General features: G+C 70.4%; 10 protein-coding genes, 2 tRNA genes and 1 pseudogene. 7 read left to right on the forward strand and 6 right to left on the reverse strand.

Annotated elements, in window-relative coordinates; genetic code table 11:
* The first annotated feature begins 216 nt into the window (after window positions 1-216).
* On the forward strand, window positions 217-1,227 hold the full coding sequence (locus ACIRG9_RS28845) for a sugar phosphate isomerase/epimerase family protein (protein ID WP_402862675.1): 1,011 nt from the start codon (window positions 217-219) through the stop codon (window positions 1,225-1,227).
* A gap of 76 nt (window positions 1,228-1,303) precedes the next feature.
* Here ACIRG9_RS28845 and ACIRG9_RS28850 read toward each other — a convergent pair whose 3' ends face one another.
* The 5 genes from ACIRG9_RS28850 to ACIRG9_RS28870 form a co-directional block, all read right to left on the reverse strand.
* A complete protein-coding gene (locus ACIRG9_RS28850) occupies window positions 1,304-2,827 on the reverse strand; it encodes a M28 family metallopeptidase (RefSeq protein WP_402862678.1) in 1,524 nt (507 codons plus the stop codon).
* 153 nt (window positions 2,828-2,980) lie between these two features.
* Entirely contained in the window at window positions 2,981-4,165 is a 1,185-nt protein-coding gene (locus ACIRG9_RS28855) for an ROK family transcriptional regulator (RefSeq protein ID WP_402862681.1), read from the reverse strand.
* 104 nt (window positions 4,166-4,269) lie between these two features.
* Window positions 4,270-5,343, reverse strand: a complete 1,074-nt coding sequence (locus tag ACIRG9_RS28860; protein WP_402862684.1) for a sugar phosphate isomerase/epimerase family protein — start codon at window positions 5,341-5,343, stop codon at window positions 4,270-4,272.
* A 92-nt stretch (window positions 5,344-5,435) separates the two neighbouring features.
* Complete coding sequence (locus ACIRG9_RS28865; protein WP_402862687.1) at window positions 5,436-8,771, reverse strand: ThuA domain-containing protein; 3,336 nt, start codon at window positions 8,769-8,771, stop codon at window positions 5,436-5,438.
* Between the two features lie 259 nt (window positions 8,772-9,030).
* Window positions 9,031-9,417, reverse strand: coding sequence for a hypothetical protein (locus ACIRG9_RS28870; protein ID WP_402862689.1), 387 nt, complete (start codon window positions 9,415-9,417; stop codon window positions 9,031-9,033).
* Between the two features lie 295 nt (window positions 9,418-9,712).
* On the opposite strand from ACIRG9_RS28870, the gene ACIRG9_RS28875 reads away from it, so the two are divergent.
* The 6 genes and pseudogenes from ACIRG9_RS28875 (at window position 9,713) to ACIRG9_RS28900 (ending at window position 16,293) form a co-directional block, all read left to right on the forward strand.
* Window positions 9,713-9,785 (forward strand) — tRNA-Asn (locus ACIRG9_RS28875).
* Between the two features lie 179 nt (window positions 9,786-9,964).
* A complete protein-coding gene (locus ACIRG9_RS28880; protein WP_402862692.1) occupies window positions 9,965-12,103 on the forward strand; it encodes an MMPL family transporter in 2,139 nt (712 codons plus the stop codon).
* Between the two features lie 118 nt (window positions 12,104-12,221).
* A complete protein-coding gene (locus ACIRG9_RS28885) occupies window positions 12,222-13,181 on the forward strand; it encodes a hypothetical protein (protein WP_402862695.1) in 960 nt (319 codons plus the stop codon).
* Window positions 13,178-14,722, forward strand: coding sequence for an insulinase family protein (locus ACIRG9_RS28890; RefSeq protein WP_402862698.1), 1,545 nt, complete (start codon window positions 13,178-13,180; stop codon window positions 14,720-14,722). Before ACIRG9_RS28885 ends, ACIRG9_RS28890 begins: the two co-directional genes overlap by 4 nt.
* A gap of 162 nt (window positions 14,723-14,884) precedes the next feature.
* Window positions 14,885-14,961, forward strand: a tRNA-Ile gene (locus ACIRG9_RS28895).
* A gap of 67 nt (window positions 14,962-15,028) precedes the next feature.
* A pseudogene (locus ACIRG9_RS28900) lies at window positions 15,029-16,293 on the forward strand (tyrosine-type recombinase/integrase).
* Window positions 16,294-16,324: 31 nt separating this feature from the next.
* Here ACIRG9_RS28900 and ACIRG9_RS28905 read toward each other — a convergent pair.
* Entirely contained in the window at window positions 16,325-16,705 is a 381-nt protein-coding gene (locus ACIRG9_RS28905; protein ID WP_402862701.1) for a hypothetical protein, read from the reverse strand.
* Window positions 16,706-16,969: the final 264 nt, after the last annotated feature.

Here is a 16,969-nt window from a genome sequence, read left to right on the forward strand (position 1 = left end):
GGTGCGGGCGCGCGCTGTCGGGGCCTTCCGCGAGCGGCGCGGCGGAAATAGAGTGGGGGCGGCGACCGCAAGGTGGCCGGTGACCCGACGGGAGGCGCAACCCGTCGGGCCCAGGCGCGACCGCGCCCACCGGTGCCCGTCGGGGTCGCCCCGCACCCGGTCGCCCTCGCCCCGGTCCGCTACGGAATCCCCCCATCACGACAGGGGAGAAGGACAATGGCGCGACCCATCACGCTCTTCACCGGCCAGTGGGCCGATCTTCCGTTCGACGAGGTCTGCCGGCTCGCCGCCGAGTGGGGGTACGACGGCCTCGAGATCGCCTGCTGGGGTGACCACTTCGAGGTCGACAAGGCGCTCGCGGACGAGTCGTACGTGGACCGGAAGCGGGCCACCCTCGCCAAGCACAACCTCCAGGTCTTCGCCATCTCCAACCACCTGGTCGGGCAGGCGGTCTGCGACCACCCGATCGACGAGCGGCACCAGGACATCCTGCCCGCGCGGATCTGGGGCGACGGCGAGCCGGAGGGCGTACGCCGGCGGGCCGCCGAGGAGATGAAGGACACCGCGCGGGCGGCGGCGAAGCTCGGGGTGAAGACGGTGGTCGGCTTCACCGGCTCGTCGATCTGGCACACCCTGGCGATGTTCCCGCCCGTCCCGCCGGCCATGATCGAACGCGGCTACCAGGACTTCGCCGACCGGTGGAACCCGATCCTCGACGTGTTCGACGAGGTGGGCGTGCGCTTCGCCCACGAGGTGCACCCCAGCGAGATCGCGTACGACTACTGGACCACCAAGCGGGCGCTGGAGGCGATCGGGCACCGGCCGGCGTTCGGGCTGAACTGGGACCCGTCGCACTTCGTCTGGCAGGACCTGGACCCGGTGAACTTCATCTTCGACTTCGCCGACCGGATCTACCACGTCGACTGCAAGGACGCGAAGGTGCGTACCGGCGACGGCCGGCGCGGCCGGCTCTCCTCCCACCTGCCCTGGGCGGACCTGCGTCGCGGCTGGGACTTCGTCTCCACCGGGCACGGCGACGTGCCGTGGGAGGACTGCTTCCGCGCGTTGAACGCGATCGGCTACGACGGCCCGATCTCGATCGAGTGGGAGGACGCCGGCATGGACCGCCTGGTCGGCGCGCCCGAGGCGGTGCGGTTCGTGCGTCGGCTCGCCTTCGACGCTCCGGCCGCCGCCTTCGACGCGGCCTTCAGCAGCAGCCGGGACTGACCCGCCGGCCGTCACGAACAGGCGGGAGGCGACCTGGGTCGCCTCCCGCCTGTTCAGGTGTTGGTTGACCGGACGGTTACTGCGTGACCTCGTGGTCGTGGTCGTGCAGGCCGCCGCCCCCGCCGTCGCCGGCACCCGGTCCCTTGCCGTGGACCGGCGCGCCCAGGCTGCTGGTGTCGAAGGCGTACGTGATCACGGCGTGCGCGATCGCGTCCGACATCTCCTCGAGCGCCTGCTTGTTGATGTTGTTGATCGTGTCGCAGGCCTGGTGGTAGCACGAGTCGTACGGCGCATCCGCGGTGCCACCGAAGACCGCCGCCTCGTCCGCGGTCTTGATCCCCTCGGCACCGGTGAACAGGCCACCGGAGGGGATGCCCACGCCCTCGGCGATGAACGGCCCGTAGTCGCTACGCCCGGAGAACGGCGTCTCCCGCGACGCCAGCCCCTGCGAGGCGAAGTAGTCGTGGAAGAGCTGCTCGATGGCGCCCGAGCCGACCGGCCCCGGAGCGGACCCGGTGCCGACCGGGAACGCCGAGTTGTCGCCGTCGTAGACGAACCGCACGTAGTTGGGCGAGGCGACCATGTCGAAGTTCAGGTAGAGCGCGATCTTCTTACGCTCTGCCGCCGACAGGTTGTCGACGTAGTACTCCGACCCGATCAGGCCGGACTCCTCGGCGGCCCACAGGGCGAAGCGGACCTTGTTCTTCGGCTTGACCTTGCGCATCTGCGTGGCGATCTCCAGCAGGGCGCCACTGCCCGAGCCGTTGTCGTTGATGCCCGGGCCGGCGGAGACCGAGTCCAGGTGGGCACCGGCCATCACCACGTTGTTCGGGTCACCCGAGTCCGACTCGGCGATGATGTTCTCGGCGGTGGCCGTACCCCGGTAGGTGTCGGCCTTGATCCGCAGCGTCAGGCCACTGGGGACCTGCCCCACCAGTTGCTGGCCGAGCGCCTGGGTGACCCCCGCGGCCGCGAAGTCCAGCGCGAACGTGTCGCCCAGCGTCCCGTTCAGGTCACCGGTGGTGTTGTTGTAGATGACCACGGCTGCCGCCCCCGCGTGGTGGGCGTTGGTCGCCTTGTCCCCGAAGGGGCAGTCGCCCCGGCTGATGACGACGATGGTGCCGACGTTGGCGGGGCCGAAGTCCGCCGGCGTGCAGCCGAAGGCGGAGCCGGTCGGCACGGATGCCCGCGCGGTCACGTCGGCGCTGCCCGAGTAGCTCATCAGCACGTTCGGCAGGTCGGCGGCCGGTGCCGGGGACACCCGCTGGAGCAGGCCGGGACCGTGCGAGATGAACGTCTGGTACTGGAACGGCTGCCGGCTCACGTGGAAGCCGGCCGCGCGGAGCACACCCTCGGCGTAGTCGACCGAGCGGTCGTAGCCGGCCGAGCCGGCCACCCGCGTGCCACCGTTCTGGTCGGCGATCCGCTGCAGGGCGGTGAGGTGTTTGATGATGCCGTCGGCGGTGACCGCCGCCCGCAACTTCCGTGAGTTGTTGTTGTTGGGTTCGGCGTGCGCTGCGGGTGCCGCGGCGGCGACGCCGACCAGCGCCGCGGTTGCGGTTGCCACCGCGCCGCGCTGCCAGGATTTGCGGGAGACCACAATGTCCTCCTATCGGCCGATCAGGCTCACCGGATGGATCGACCCGGCGAGTCCTGGGAAGTCCGGTGAGCATAGTCACGGACGTGATCTTCCGCACCCCCTGGGGCGTGTGAATGTGCCCGCCGCCCAGGTGGTCGACCGTCTGGGCGGTGCTCAGCAGGCCGCGAAGACCTGGTCGCTGACCAGCCGGGCACCGCCGATCAGGGCGGCCCGGTCGTCCAGGTCGGACAGGACGATGGGCATGCTTCCGGTGGCCAGCGGCGTCGAGCGCCGGTAGACCAGGCCGCGGATCTCGGCGAGCAGGACCGGGCCGATGCCGGGCGCCGCACCGCCGATGATCACGATGGCCGGGTTGACGAAGCTGACCAGGTCGACCAGCACCTGGCCGAGCCGGCGGGCGGCGTCGCGGACCAGCGTCTGCGCGGTCGGGTCGCCGGCGGTCGCGGCCCCGGCCACGTCGGCGATGGTCAGGGTGCCGGCCGTGGCCAGCCGGTCGACCAGCGCCGCCGAGCGCCCGGCCCGCGCGGCGGCCACCGCCTGCCGCACCAGGGCGGAATCCCCGCAGTACGCCTCGACACAGCCGATGTTGCCGCAGGCGCACAGCGGCCCGTCCTCGGCCAGCTGGAGGTGCCCGATGTCGCCGGCCCCGCTGGTCGCACCCCGGTACAGCGCCCCGCCGAGCATCAGCCCGCAGCTGACCGCGTTGCCCAACTTGACGTAGAGGAAGTCGTCGAACGCCCGGCCGGTGCCGGCGTGTTGCTCGCCGAGAGCCATCACGTTGGCGTCGTTGTCGACCTGCACCGGGCAGCCGAGCTCGGCGGCGATCGCGTCGCGGAGCGGGAACTGGTGCCAGCCGGGCAGCGCGGGCGGGGAGATCGGGGCACCCTCGCGGACCGCGACCGGCGCGGGCAGGGCCACGCCGACCCCGGTCAACCGGGTCAGCCCGGCCTCGGCCCGGAGCTTGGCGAGCAGTTCGACCACGCGGTCGACCACCGCCTCCGGCCCGAGGCGTACGTCGACCGGCTCCCCCTGCCGGGCGAGGACGGTCAGCTCCCCGTCGGTGAGCGCGACGTCGAGCCGCCCATCGCCGACGGTCACCGCGCCGAACCGGACCTGGTCGGCGATCCGGAGCAGCGAGGAGCGGCGGCCGCCCCGGGACGCGGCGGGCCCCGCCGTCTCCACCAGGCCCTGCGCGGCGAGCCGGTCCACCTCCGCGCCGAACCGGGCCCGCGGCAGGCCCAGGGCGTCGGTCAGTTCCACCCGCGAACGGGGGCCGTCGTCGCGCAGCAGGCGCAGCAGCCGCGCCTGGTCCGCGTTCTCCGGTCCGATCATCGTCATCGCGATCACCTCCCTTCGAAATGTGCCATACGGCCGTCACAAGCATGTGACGCGAGGGGCCGCCCCCGGCAACCGGGAGCGGCCCCTGCGGTCGTTCGGGTCTGTCAGCCCCGCAGACCCGACATGTGCCGGTAGCTGATCTCCGCGTAGCGCAGCGACCGGCCCGGGTCGGTGGCGCCGCCCGGGGCGTTGTCCTGCTCCCACATCGGGTTGTGGTAGCCCTTCGCGCCCATGTTGGCGAAGAAGTTGCCGTAGTCGATGACGCCCTCGCCGAGCGGCACCATGTCGTACCCGTTCGTGGTGGCCGGGTTGTACGTGCCGTCCTTGGCGTGGAACAGCGGGAAGCGCTTGGTCCGGACCGCGACCGTGGCCAGCGGGTCGAAGATGTTGGTCTGCGCCACGCCGTCCGGGTCGGTGTAGCTGCGGTACCGGTGCTGCGCCACGTGCGCCCAGTAGATGTCCATCTCGAACCAGACCCACTCGGGGTTGGTCAGCCCGAAGAAGTACTCCAGCTTCCGGACGCCGGACGATCGGGTCGGCCGGCCCTGCCCGTCCAACGGCCCGCTGTCGAGCAGGAAGCTGTACGCCGCGTCGTGGTTGTGGGTGTAGAGCTTCAGGCCGCGGGCGGCGGCCATCTCGCCGAAGGTGTTCCACCGGTCCGCCGCGGCGTCCCAGTCGGCCTTGTAGTTGCTGCCGGTCGGGTCGTTGCCGGTGCCGATGTGGGTCATGCCGAGGATCTCGGCGGTGTCCAGCGTCTGCTCGAACTCGGCGATGGTGGTCGGGTTCACCGTGCTCGGGACAGAGGCGTGCGAGCCGTTGGCGCGCAGCCCGTTGTCGTCGAGGACCTTGCGGATCTCCGCCGGGCTGATCTGCCGGCCGAGGATCGAGGTGTGCTGGGTGTAGCCGGCGAACTCGACCTCCTTGTAGCCGATCTCGGCGAGCCGGGCCAGCACCCGCTCGAACCCGTACGGCACGCCGGTGGCGTCCGGGGCGGCGCTGATCCGGTCGCGGACGCTGTAGAGGATGATGCCCCGCTTGCCGGTGGGGACGAGTACGCCGTTGCCCGCGAAGGCGGCCGACGGCGCGAGTCCGGCGGCGCCGGCGGCGACGGCGCCCGCCGCCCCGGCGATGGTGCCGAGCATCCGGCGGCGGCTCATTCCAGGTGTGCTGTCGTTCATCGCGGTGTTGCCTTTCTCTCCGGTGACAGGTGGTGTGGGAGGGCGGGCGCGGGCCGGTCGGGGCCACCCCGGAGGGCGGCCCCGACCGGGCGTCACGGGGTGACGCCGATGCCCTGGCCGTTGAAGTCGACCCAGTTGAGGTTGCCGAAGCCGCTGGCCGGGCCACCGGCGACGGTGGTGAAGACCAGGTAGAGCTTGTGCGTGCCGCCAGGGTCGGTGATCGGCACGGTGGTGCTGGTGAAGTCGTTGTTGCCGGTGGTCGCCGCGATGGTCGCGGTGGTCAGCAGCGGTCCGTCGGGCCGGTCGAGCCGCAACTCGATCGCGAACCGGGGCTGCCCGGCCGTGGCGGCGCTCCCACCCGAGGTACGGAACGTCACCGACGACATGTTGACCAGGTTGACCTTGTTGTTGACGGCGATCCAGTCGCCCCGATCCAGGCCGCCACGCTGCTGGCCGCCACCGGTGTCGGCGGTGGTGCCGACGGTCGTGCCGGACTCCTCCCGGGCGAACTCCACCTGTTGCCGCTTGTCCTGCACGATCTGCTGGGCCACGGTGGTCAGCGGCGGTTGCCCGTTCGCGCCCTTGTCCGTGTAGGACGCGCTGACGACTCCGTAGATGTAGCCGCCGTGCGAGGCGTCGTCGGCCTCGGTGGGCAGCACGCCCGAGCAGCCGAACTGGTTGGCCTCGCCGTGGCCGTGCTCGTCATGCCCGAGGACGAAGGTCACCTCGACCCGGCTGCAGTCGATCGGCCCGTCCTCGGGGTCGGTGACCGTCACCGACCAGGGGATGTCGTCGCCCCAGGTGAAGAAGCCGCCTTCCACCGGGGTGTTCACGGTGACCGTCGGCGCGGTGTTGCCCACCGTGATGGTGGTGTTCGCCGACGCGGTCTTGCCGCTGGAGTCGGTCACCGTCAGCCTTGCGGTGTAGACCCCGTTGGTGGTGTAGGTGTACGTCGGGTTCGGGTCGATCGAGTCGACCGTGCCGTTGCCGTCGAAGTCCCAGGCGAACGTGATGGAGTCACCGGGATCGGGGTCCTTGGAGCCCTCGCTGGAGAACTTGACGGTCAGCGGCGCCCGGCCGTTGGTCGGGGTGGCCGACAGCGTGGCGGTCGGTGCCCGTAGCCCCTTGACGTAGCTGAACTTCAGCATCGCGGCGTCGGGGTTGATGTTGAAGAACCCGTCGCCGTACGTCAGCAGGTAGAAGTTGCCGTCCGGACCGAACTTCATGTCCATCGGGTTGTCGCACAGGAACGGCTTGGCGGGGGTGGTCGGCGCTTCGCCGCAGTTGAGCAGGTCGTTGATCTTCAGGATCTCGCCCTGGTCGTCCAGCCGGATCTCCTTGAGGTAGTCCCGGGTGAACTCCCCGAAGAAGATGGCGCCGTCGTAGTACGCGGGGAACTTCGTCTCCGACCTCAGCTCCGGGTCGTAGTCGTACTTCGCCGCGCCGTGCGGGCCGACGCCGCCCGTGCCCAGCTCGGGGAAGAGCACCGGGCAGGTCTGGGTGGGCGTGGACAGGTAGGACTCCGGGCACGGCGTCGGCGCCTGGAACGAGTACCACAGCTCCGACTTCTGCACCGGGAGCAGGTCGGTCAGGCCGGTGTTGTGCCGCGAGGTGTTCTTCGGCGCGGCGCAGTCGAAGGGCGTGACCGGCGAGATCGGGTTGGTGGTCCAGTCCATCTCGATGTACGGCAGGTTCGGCTGCACGCACATCGGCCAGCCGTAGTTCGCCGGCTTGTCGACCACCATCATCCGGCCGGTGCCGGCCGGCCCCCGCCCGACCTGCGGGACCGAGGAGTCGGGGGAGTAGTCGGTGATGTAGGCGACGTCGTCCTTGTCGAGGGTGATCCGGAACGGGTTCCGGAAGCCCATCGCGTAGACCTCCGGCCGGGTCTTCGCGGTGCCGTCGGGGTACAGGTTGCCCGGCGGCACCGTGTACGAGCCGTCGGCCTGGACGGTGATCCGCAGGATCTTGCCGCGCAGGTCGTCGGTGTTGGCCGAACTGCGCCGGGCGTCCACGAAGGGCGCCTGGTAGACGCCGCTGGCGCTGACCGAGTCGTTGTGCGGCGAGAAACCGCCCGAGCCGCCGCCACCGGCCGGGGTGTCGTCCCCGGTGACCAGCCAGAGGTTGTTCTTCGAGTCGAACGCGATGTCGCCGGCCACGTGGCAGCAGGCGCCCCGGTCCACCGGCACCTGGAGGATCTTCTGCTCGGTGCCCAGGTCCAGCGACGGGTTCTCCCCGTCGACGAACTTGAACCGGGAGAGCTGGAAGTAGCCCTTCCACACGTCCCAGGCGTGCGGGTCGGTGCTGGTGGTCGGCGCGCTGCCGGCGGGGGTGTCCAGCGGCGGCGCGTAGTACAGGTAGACCCACTTGTTGGTGGCGAAGTCGCGGTCGATCGCCGGCCCGTACATCCCGTCCTCGCTGTTGGTGTAGACCGGGATCTGGGCGAGGACGGTGGTCTGGTTCGTCTCCGGGTTGTGCAGGCGTACGCCGCCGCGCCGGTCGGTCTGGATCACCCGGCCGTCGGGGAGCACGTCGAAGCCGATCGGCTCGCTGACGTTGGGCTGCGCCCCGACGACGGTCATCTGGTAGTTGGCCAGCACCGTCGCGCCGCAGTCGCCGTCGGTCACGCCGGCCGCCCACTGGATCGCGCCGCCAAGGTGGGCGCGCAGGTCCCGGCTGCCGTAGCTCTCCGGGGTGGCGCCGAGTCCGGTGTAGAACGACCGGCCGCCCTGGTAGTCCTTGCACCAGGTGATCGGGTGGTCGTGGCCCATGGCGCCACCGGAGTAGCTCTTCTCGTCCACCGTGGCCAGCACGTGCGAGACGCCCCGGACGTTGGCCTTGAAGTTGTACCACCGGTCGGTGGTGCTCCAGCGCTGCGGCAGCGTCTCGGACGCCGGGTGGACCCGGTCGGCGACGGTGACCGTCGCCTTGCTGGTGGCCGAGGGTGCGCCGGTGGCCCGGGTGCCGAGCACGTCGGTGAGGAAGGACCAGTCGGGTTCGGCCTCGATGGCCGAGTGGACGCCGACAAAGCCGCCACCGTCGCGGTAGTACTTCTCGAAGGCCGTCCGCTGGGCGTCGTTGAGCACGTTGCCGGCGGTGTTGAGGAACACCACGACGCGGAACTGCTTCAGGTGCGGTGCGTCGAACTTGCGGGCGTCGTCGGTGACCTCGACGGTGAAGCGCCGGTCCCGCCCGAGTTGCTGGATGGCCTGCACACCGGCGGCGGTGGCGGCGGTGTCGCCGCCGGCCGAGCGGGTGAAGACGAGCACCTTGTACTGGATGCCGTTGCTGTTGGGTGCGGGTGCGGTGAGCGCCGGCGCGGCCTGCGCCGGAGTCGGAGTCTGCTGCGCCGTCGCGACGAGCGTCGCGCCGACGAGGGTGAGCAGGCTGAGATGGGTGACGGCCCTGCGGCCGAACGGTCTGCGCATCGAACCTCGCTCTGGTCGGGCGGGTCCGCCTCAGCGCCGGGACGAGGCTGAGGAGGTCGCTGGGTTGGACGAGAGCCTGGCCAGGTCTATGCGTGACGATATTTGTGTGCGTGACTAAAGAGAAGAGGTTGACACCAAAAGTTTTCGACGAATCGCCTGCACTTTCGTTCAGAATCAGCAAAAGGGGTGACCGGTGCTGTTCGGACAGACGGCAGCGGGCCGGTCCCCCATTGGGGGACCGGCCCGCTGCTCGGGTGTGTCAGGCCTTGCCGCTGCCGCCCGTGCCGGACGACTTGCTGCTCGATCCGCCGGCCGACGAGGCCGAACCGCCGGTCGAGCCCGAGCCGGACCTGGTGCCGGCGGTGGCCGGCGCGCCGGCGAACGGCTTGTCGGCCTCGGTCAGCCCGTGCCGGCCGTTGCCGCTGGTGAGCTTCTCGCCGAACTTGGTCTGCCCCAGCCGGTCCTTGCCCTCGGCGTAGAGCCGGTTCGCCTGGGCCTGCGCGACCCCCGCCGCCTCCTGGACGGTCGGATGGTCGAGCATCTTGCGGCCCCGGACCATCAGCTCCTCGTACTTCTCCCGGCCGGCACGGGCGCCCAGGACGAATCCCGCAGCCAGCCCGCCAAGAAACATGATCTTTCCGCGCATGGCGGCTCCTTCCGTACCTGACGCGCCGCCGTCCCCGGCCGGGAGTTGCCCGGCGGGATCGACCGTCTCGCGCCTGCGTCCTCTGTCGCGGCTAACTACCCATCTTGCTCTCCGCTCATGCCTCCTTGGGCCGGGATGACGATTTGTCGGAATTGCCTGGTCGGTCACGGCGCCCGGCCCGACGGGCGGCGACGCCCCGATCGTTGGGTAACCCCCTGGCGCGCCACCCCCCGATGTCCTGTACTCTTGTGCCGTTCGCACGGCGCGGAGAGATCCGCAGCCGGGTGATCTACGGTCCCCCGTAGCTCAATTGGCAGAGCAGCCGGCTGTTAACCGGCAGGTTTTTGGTTCGAGTCCAAACGGGGGAGCTCCACTCCACAGCGCGCCCGTCGGCCCAGGCCGGCGGGCGTTTCTCGTCTTTCGCCCCCGTTCCTGGCCTAGCGCCCGGTTTCTTCCACCTGATGCCGTTTCGCCCGGCAGGATGGTGGTGTCGACTCGAAACTCCCGCTGAGTCGAGAGGGTGCGTCGGGTCCAAGGATGGGTGGAGATGGCCGGGGGAGCGAGCCGCCGGACGGCGACGCTGGTCGCGGTGGCGGTCGCGTTGGGCTGGCTGATCGTCGGCGCGGTCGCCGGCCCGTACGCGGGCAAACTCGGAGACGTCGCCACCAACGACAACTCCGCCTTCCTCCCCCCGAACGCCGAGTCGACCCGGGCGCAGGATCTCGCCGCCGGCTTCGTGCCGACGCAGACCACCCCGGCCCTCGTCGTCTACCAGCGCGCCTCCGGCATCACCCCGGCCGACCAGCAGCGCGTCCAGGCCGACGCCGCCAGGTTCGCCCAGGTGTCCGGCGTGGTCAGTCCGCTCCCGCCGCCGATGGTCAGCCAGGACGGTCAGGCCGTGCAGGTGATCGTCCCGGTCGCCAGCACCGAGGGCGAACAGATCCGGCATGTCGTCACCCAGCTACGCGACATCGCCGGCGGGGACCGGGACGGCCTCACCGTGGCCGTGGCCGGCCCGGCGGGCCTGCTCGGCGACCTGATCGAGATCTTCACCGCCATCGACGGGCCACTGCTGCTGGTCACCCTGGTCGTGGTGCTGGTGATCCTGCTGATCGTCTACCGCAGCCCGGTGCTCTGGGTCTTTCCGCTGCTCGCCGCGGGCATGTCCTACCTGCTGGCCTCGATCTTCGTCTACCACCTGGCCAGCAACGACATCATCAAGCTGAACGGGCAGGCGCAGGGCATCCTCACCGTGCTCGTCTTCGGCGCCGGCACCGACTACGCGCTGCTGCTGATCGCCCGCTACCGCGAGGAACTGCACCGGCACGAACGCAGCTGGGACGCGATGAAGGCGGCCTGGAAGGGAGCCGCCCCGGCGATCATCGCCTCCGGCGTCACCGTCATCGTCAGCCTGCTCTGCCTGCTGCTGTCCAGCCTCAACTCCAACCGGGCACTCGGCCCGGTCGCCGCCGTCGGTATCGCCGCCACCCTGCTGGTGATGCTCACCTTCCTCCCCGCGCTGCTGCTGCTCGGCGGACGGTGGGCGTTCTGGCCCCGGCGGCCCCGGTTCGACCACGCCGATCCACATCCCGAGGGCGGCATCTGGAGCCGGGTCGCCGGCTTCGTCGCCCGGCGGGCCCGTGCCGTCTGGCTGGTCACCGCCGTGGTGCTGGCCGTACTGACGGTGGGGCTCACCCAGCTCGGTGTCACCACCCTCGGCCAGTCACAGCTGTTCACCAAGAGCACCGACTCGGTCGCCGGGCAGGAGATGATCGACCGGCACTTCCCGGCCGGCACCGGCAGCCCCGCCATGATCTTCACCAGCCAGGACACGGCCGGGCAGGTCGCTCAGGTGGCCCAGGGCGTTCCGGGGGTGTCGTCCGTCCGCCCGGTCACCGGGACCGGATCGGGCGAGCCGTCCGAGCCGAACGCGCCACCCAAGGTGGTCGACGGGCGCGTGCAGCTCGACGCCACCCTCGCCGACCCGCCCGACAGCCACGCCGCCGAACAGACCATCCGCAACCTGCGCGAGGCGGTGCACAAGGTACCCGGCGCCGGCGCCGTGGTGGGTGGCTTCACCGCGGTCGATGTGGACACCGCCGACGCCTCCGCCCGGGACCGCAACGTCATCATCCCGGTGGTGCTGCTGGTCATCGCGATCGTCCTGGCGCTGCTGCTGCGCGCCCTGGTCGCCCCGATCCTGCTGATCGCCACCGTGGTGCTGTCGTTCCTGGCCACGCTCGGCCTCTGTGCGCTGATCTTCCGGTATCTCCTCGACTACCCCGGCGTCGACCAGTCGTTCCCGCTCTTCGCGTTCGTCTTCCTGGTCGCCCTCGGCATCGACTACAACATCTTCCTGATGAGCCGGGTCCGGGAAGAATCGGTCCGGCGTGGCACCCGGGCCGGGGTACTCGCCGGCCTCGCCGTCACCGGCGGCGTGATCACCTCTGCCGGCATCGTCCTCGCCGCCACCTTCTCCTCGCTCTCCGTGCTGCCGCTGGTGCCGCTGGTCGAGCTGGGCGTGGCGGTCGCCATCGGGGTGCTGCTCGACACCATCGTCGTCCGGTCGCTGCTGGTGCCCGCGTTCGCGTACGACCTCGGGCCGCCCCTGTGGTGGCCGAGCCGGCTGTCCCGCGTCGTCCGCGACGGTGACCGGACCGGCACCGGGCGACATCGTGCCCGGTGACACCGACGTCGTCATCGACGGCCGCGGCCTGGCCGGACCGGCCCCGCCGGAGACCACCAGCGAGGCGGCGCTGCACGGCGAGGACTGAGCGGACCGATCCGCAGGATGGTGATCATCTATGATCCCGCCGTGGCTCTCACCCGACCCGCCAGCATCGACGCGCACGCCGCGTACCCCGAGGTCGCGGTGCTGCGCCTGGCGCTGCGCGACCACGACTGGCCGGGGGCTGCGGGCGGTCTTCGCGGACGCGGATGCCGCGACCGCCACCCACCTGGTCGAGGCCGCCGCGCAGTGGGGCGGATTGGACAGCTTCCTGCGGCTTCGGCTGCGGGACGAGCCGCAGGACCAGCTCGCCCAGACCCTGCTCGGCGCGACCCACCTGCGCATCGGCTGGCGCATCCGGACCGGGGCGATGGCCGACCAGGTTAGCGCGGACCGGTTCGCGCGGTTCCACGACCACCTGCGCCGCGCCGAACAGCTCCTGATCGACGTGACGGCCCGATGGCCGGACGATGTGGCGGCCCGGACCCAGCGGATCACCACCGCCCGGGGGCTCCAACTCGGGCAGGCGGAGACCCGCCGGCGGTACGACCGACTCGCCCGGCACCGGCCGCACCATCTCCCCGCGCAGCTGGGACTGCTGCAGCAGCTCTGCCCGAAATGGGGCGGCGACTGGGCGGAGGTGGACGCATTCGCCCGCAGCTGCGTCGAGGCGACGCCGCCCGGCGCCCCGCACGGAGTGCTCGTGGCGCAGGCCCACATCGAGCGGATCATCGAGTACGCCGACCGGCGCGCCTTCCGCGTCTACCTGCGATCACCCGACGTCGCCCAGGAGATCCAGGCCGCAGCCGACCGGTCCGTGCGGCACCCCGACTTCCAGCACACCATCGGCTGGGTGAGCGTGCGGAGCACCTTCGCCCTGGTCTTCCACGTGATGGGAGAGCACACTGCGGCCCGGGAGCAGTTCGACGCGCTCGGCCCGCACGGGGATCCCTTCTTCTTCGGCTACCTCGGCCACCCGGCGGACCGCTTCGTGCAGGCCCGTGACGAGGCGTACGCGAAGGGCAGGGCCCGGTGATCCGGCGGCTGGAGGTCGACGGGGTGCCCACCCTGCTGGCGCCCGCCGCCGGGCCGGTGCGAGCCGGGCTGGTGTTCCGGGTCGGCATGGCCGACGAGACCCTGCCGCGGCGTGGCGTCACCCACCTGCTGGAGCACCTGGTGCTCGCCCCGTTCGGGCCCCTCGACCATGGTGCCAACGGCACGACCGAGGCGCTGTTCACCAGCTTCGTCGTACAGGGTGACCCGGCAGAGGTCAGCACCTTCCTGACGACGGTCTGCCGTCACCTGCGCGAGCCGCCCGCCGGCCGGCTCGCCCTGGAGCGGGAGATCCTGCGCGTGGAGGAGAACGGCCGGGGCGGCGGCGGGATGGACCAGATAGCCCTCTGGCGATACGGTGCCCGCGACCACGGGCTGGTCAGCTTTCCTGAGTACGGCCTGGCCGGCCTCACGGAGGACGACCTGCGAGAGTGGGCCGCGCACTGGTTCACCCGGCAGAACGCGGTTCTCTTCATCGCCGGAGCCGAGGTGCCCGCCGGACTGCGACTGCCCCTGCCCGACGGGGCGCGGCAGCCGGTGCCCACCCCGTCGTCGGCGCTGCCGCACACGCCGGCGTACTTCGCGGCGGGCGCCGGGCTGGTCGCCGTCGACGCGGTGGTCCGGCGACAGGCCGCCGCGAACGTCTTCGCCGGGGTGCTGGAGCGGGAGCTGTACCGGTCCGTGCGGCAGGAGGACGGGCTGTCCTACCAGGTCGCCGCCGGCTGTGCGCCCCGCTACGACGGCTACGCGAAACTGCGGGCCGTGGCCGACTCGCTGCCCGACAAGCAGGACGCGATGCTCGGCGGTGTCATCGACGTGTTGGCCACCCTTCGGGTGGGCCGGATCCTGCCGGCCGACCGGGACGCGGTGGTGGCCAACTGCCGTGAGCTGCTGTCCTTCCCGGAGGCGGACGCGAGCCGGCTGCCGGGATGCGCGCGGGACCTGCTGACCGGAGAACCCGTGCCCGACCTCGACGAGCTGCACGCTGACCTCGACGCCGTCACCGTGGACGACCTGCGGAAGGTGGCCCGCGAGGCGGCCGCCTCCGCGCTGCTGCTGGTGCCGGAGGGGCTACGCGCCGACTGGGCCGGCTTCGACGCGGCGCCCACGACATCCGACGAGGTGGTCGAGGGGGCTGTCCACCGGGCCAGCGACGGCGAGGCCGAATTGACCGTGGGGACGGACGGGGTCACCGGGATCTACGGCGAGACGGTGGCCACCGTCTCCTACGACCGGTGCGCCGCCCTGCTCGCCTGGCCCGACGGCGCCCGCCGGCTCATCGGCGACGACGGCATCAGCGTGCACGTCGAACCGAACCTGTTCGAGCCGGTGCCGGACCTCGCCGCCGTCGACGACGCGGTGCCCCGGGACCGGCACGTCACCATGCCGGCCCGGCACAGCGAGCTGATCCCATCCCCGCCACCGGTGGTCGGGCGCTTCACGCGGCTGGTCCGCTCGATCCGGGAGGCCACGAACACCGCCACCGCCTGGTTGTCCACCAGGCTCTTCGATCCGGTGCGCTGAGGGTGTCTGTCGGTGGTCGGCGCGGTGGGCGGCCGGGGCAGCGACGCTCGGCTGCGCGCTGTTATTCTCGCGTTGCCCATCGTGCAGGGTGGATCTTGGGCCCAACCCCGTTCAGGTGGTGGTCGGTGATCGGTCGGGCGGGATAGGATCCGGCGCGGCAGCGGGGCGGTAGCTCAGCAGGTTAGAGCAGGGGACTCATAATCCCTCGGTCGCGGGTTCGAGTCCCGCCCGCCCCACCAGCGCAAATGCTAGATCATGGATCTTTCCGTGGTGCTACTCGTGGTGCGAGCGCGCTACGGTCGCCCCATGGCGACAGCGAACGGGCGCGCGAAGCGCCAGCGCGGCGAGATCGAGGAACTGCCCAGCGGTTCACTCAGGGTGAAGGTCTACGCGGGCGTCGACCCCATCACGAAGAAGCGGCACTACCTGACGGAGACGATCCCGGCCGGCCCGACGGCGCGGAAGGATGCCGAGAAGGCCCGTACGCGGTTCCTAGCTCAGGTGGACGACCGGCGCAACCCGCGTACCCGCGCCACGGTCGACCAGCTGCTAGATCGGTGGCTCGAAGTGCTCGACGTCGAGACATCGACCCGACAGGGCTACGTCAAGAAGCTCAACAAGCACGTACGGCCGTTGCTGGGGAAGCTCCCGGTGGGGCGGCTGGACGCCGAAACGCTGGAGTCGTTCTACGCCGTATTGCGAAAGTGCCGCGACCACTGTGGGGGCAGTCGCAAGGCCATCGAGCACCGGAAGGCCGGGCCGCACGACTGCACCGACAAGTGCCGACCGCACGAGTGCAAGCCGCTCGCCCCCGCCTCGATCCGCCAGATCCACTGGATTCTGTCCGGCGCGCTGAACCGTGCCGTCCGGTGGCGTTGGATCGCGGTCAACCCGGCAGATCAGGCAGAGAAGCCCGGGATGCCTCAGCCCAATCCGCACCCACCAACGGCGTTGGAAGCGGCCCGACTGGTCACCCAGGCGTGGCAGGACCCTGACTGGGGAGCGTTCGTGTGGGTGGCTATGACGACCGGCGCCCGTCGGAGCGAACTGTGCGCCCTGCGCTGGTCCGCCGTCGACCTGGACACCGCCTCGCTGACCGTGAGGAGTGCCCTGTACGTAGACGACGCGGGGGAGCTACGGGGGAGAAGGACACCAAGACACACCAGCAACGGCGTGTGGCCCTGGACGCGGAGACGGTCGAGGTGTTGCGCGACCAGCTGGCGCGCTGCAAGGAGCGCGCGTCGGTCCTGGGGTGGGCGCTGGCCTCTGACGGCTACGTGTTCTCGCCGGACCCGGACGGCGGTACGCCGCTCGTGCCGGACACGGCCACCCAACGATTCAGCCGGATGGCCGCCCGAATTGGCATTGCCACGAACCTGCATGCATTACGACACTATTCGGCAACCGAACTGATTGCTGCCGGCGTGGATGTCCGGACCGTCGCCGGCCGGCTTGGACACGGTGGGGGCGGAGCGACGACCTTGCGCGTTTATGCCGCGTGGTTGTCAGAGTCGGATCAGCGGGCCGCTAGCGCTCTTAGTGCCCGCATGCCTCCTCGGCCGCACCGTTAATGCAATTGAGGAAATCGCACACCGATTTTACCTAGACTAGGTAGAGGGCGCCAAATATGAGAATAAAGGTTGCGCTATAAAGGATGCAAGTCGCCGGACTTTTAATGGCCGACGCTATATCTTTTAGTCCGGGATTCTCGATGTCCATAATCCAGTGTTCTGTCTGGCCAGTTGCCGCCCGACGGTAGAGCGCCCTGTACTTCCGCTCGATAGCGAGGTAATACGAGTCTAGGAGGCCCATGGCAGCCACGACGTAGAATGCAAGAGCGATTACTCCAGCGCGCTTGGAGGCTGCTCCGAAACTCAGTAGTGCAGCGACGATGGTAATCATCCACCCCTTGATGGTGCTTGACTGATTGGCCATCCTCGTGATAACGGACTGAATCATCTGAAGATGCTGGTCGGAAGGCATGGCGTGATGATGGCATGCCGGTTCAAGCGGGGACCGTCGGGGCCACCCTGATTCGATATCGACGCGGGCCATGCACCACACCCGCATCGGCAACTAGTAGTCTGCTGCTGGCCGGGCGACATAGGACAGACGGGCGGTCTAAATGGGTAGCTCCTTCTCGGCGAGAGCCGGCGGTAGCAAGACGACGGTGACCTCGCAGCGGCTAGTTGACGGCAACATAACGTCTCTGACCTGGGGTTTCGGATCGAAGACCCTCGCGGCGAT

The organism is Micromonospora sp. NPDC093277, assembly GCF_044765245.1.
Taxonomy (GTDB): domain Bacteria; phylum Actinomycetota; class Actinomycetes; order Mycobacteriales; family Micromonosporaceae; genus Micromonospora.

What these genes read in the sequence shown, in the direction of transcription:
- ACIRG9_RS28845 (WP_402862675.1), top strand. Translation starts at nt 217, where the DNA reads ATGGCGCGACCCATCACGCTCTTCACCGGCCAGTGGGCCGATCTTCCG.
- ACIRG9_RS28855 (WP_402862681.1), bottom strand. Translation starts at nt 4,165, where the DNA reads ATGACGATGATCGGACCGGAGAACGCGGACCAGGCGCGGCTGCTGCGC.
- ACIRG9_RS28860 (WP_402862684.1), bottom strand. Translation starts at nt 5,343, where the DNA reads ATGAACGACAGCACACCTGGAATGAGCCGCCGCCGGATGCTCGGCACC.
- ACIRG9_RS28865 (WP_402862687.1), bottom strand. Translation starts at nt 8,771, where the DNA reads ATGCGCAGACCGTTCGGCCGCAGGGCCGTCACCCATCTCAGCCTGCTC.
- ACIRG9_RS28870 (WP_402862689.1), bottom strand. Translation starts at nt 9,417, where the DNA reads ATGCGCGGAAAGATCATGTTTCTTGGCGGGCTGGCTGCGGGATTCGTC.
- ACIRG9_RS28880 (WP_402862692.1), top strand. Translation starts at nt 9,965, where the DNA reads ATGGCCGGGGGAGCGAGCCGCCGGACGGCGACGCTGGTCGCGGTGGCG.
- ACIRG9_RS28885 (WP_402862695.1), top strand. Translation starts at nt 12,222, where the DNA reads ATGATCCCGCCGTGGCTCTCACCCGACCCGCCAGCATCGACGCGCACG.
- ACIRG9_RS28905 (WP_402862701.1), bottom strand. Translation starts at nt 16,705, where the DNA reads ATGCCTTCCGACCAGCATCTTCAGATGATTCAGTCCGTTATCACGAGG.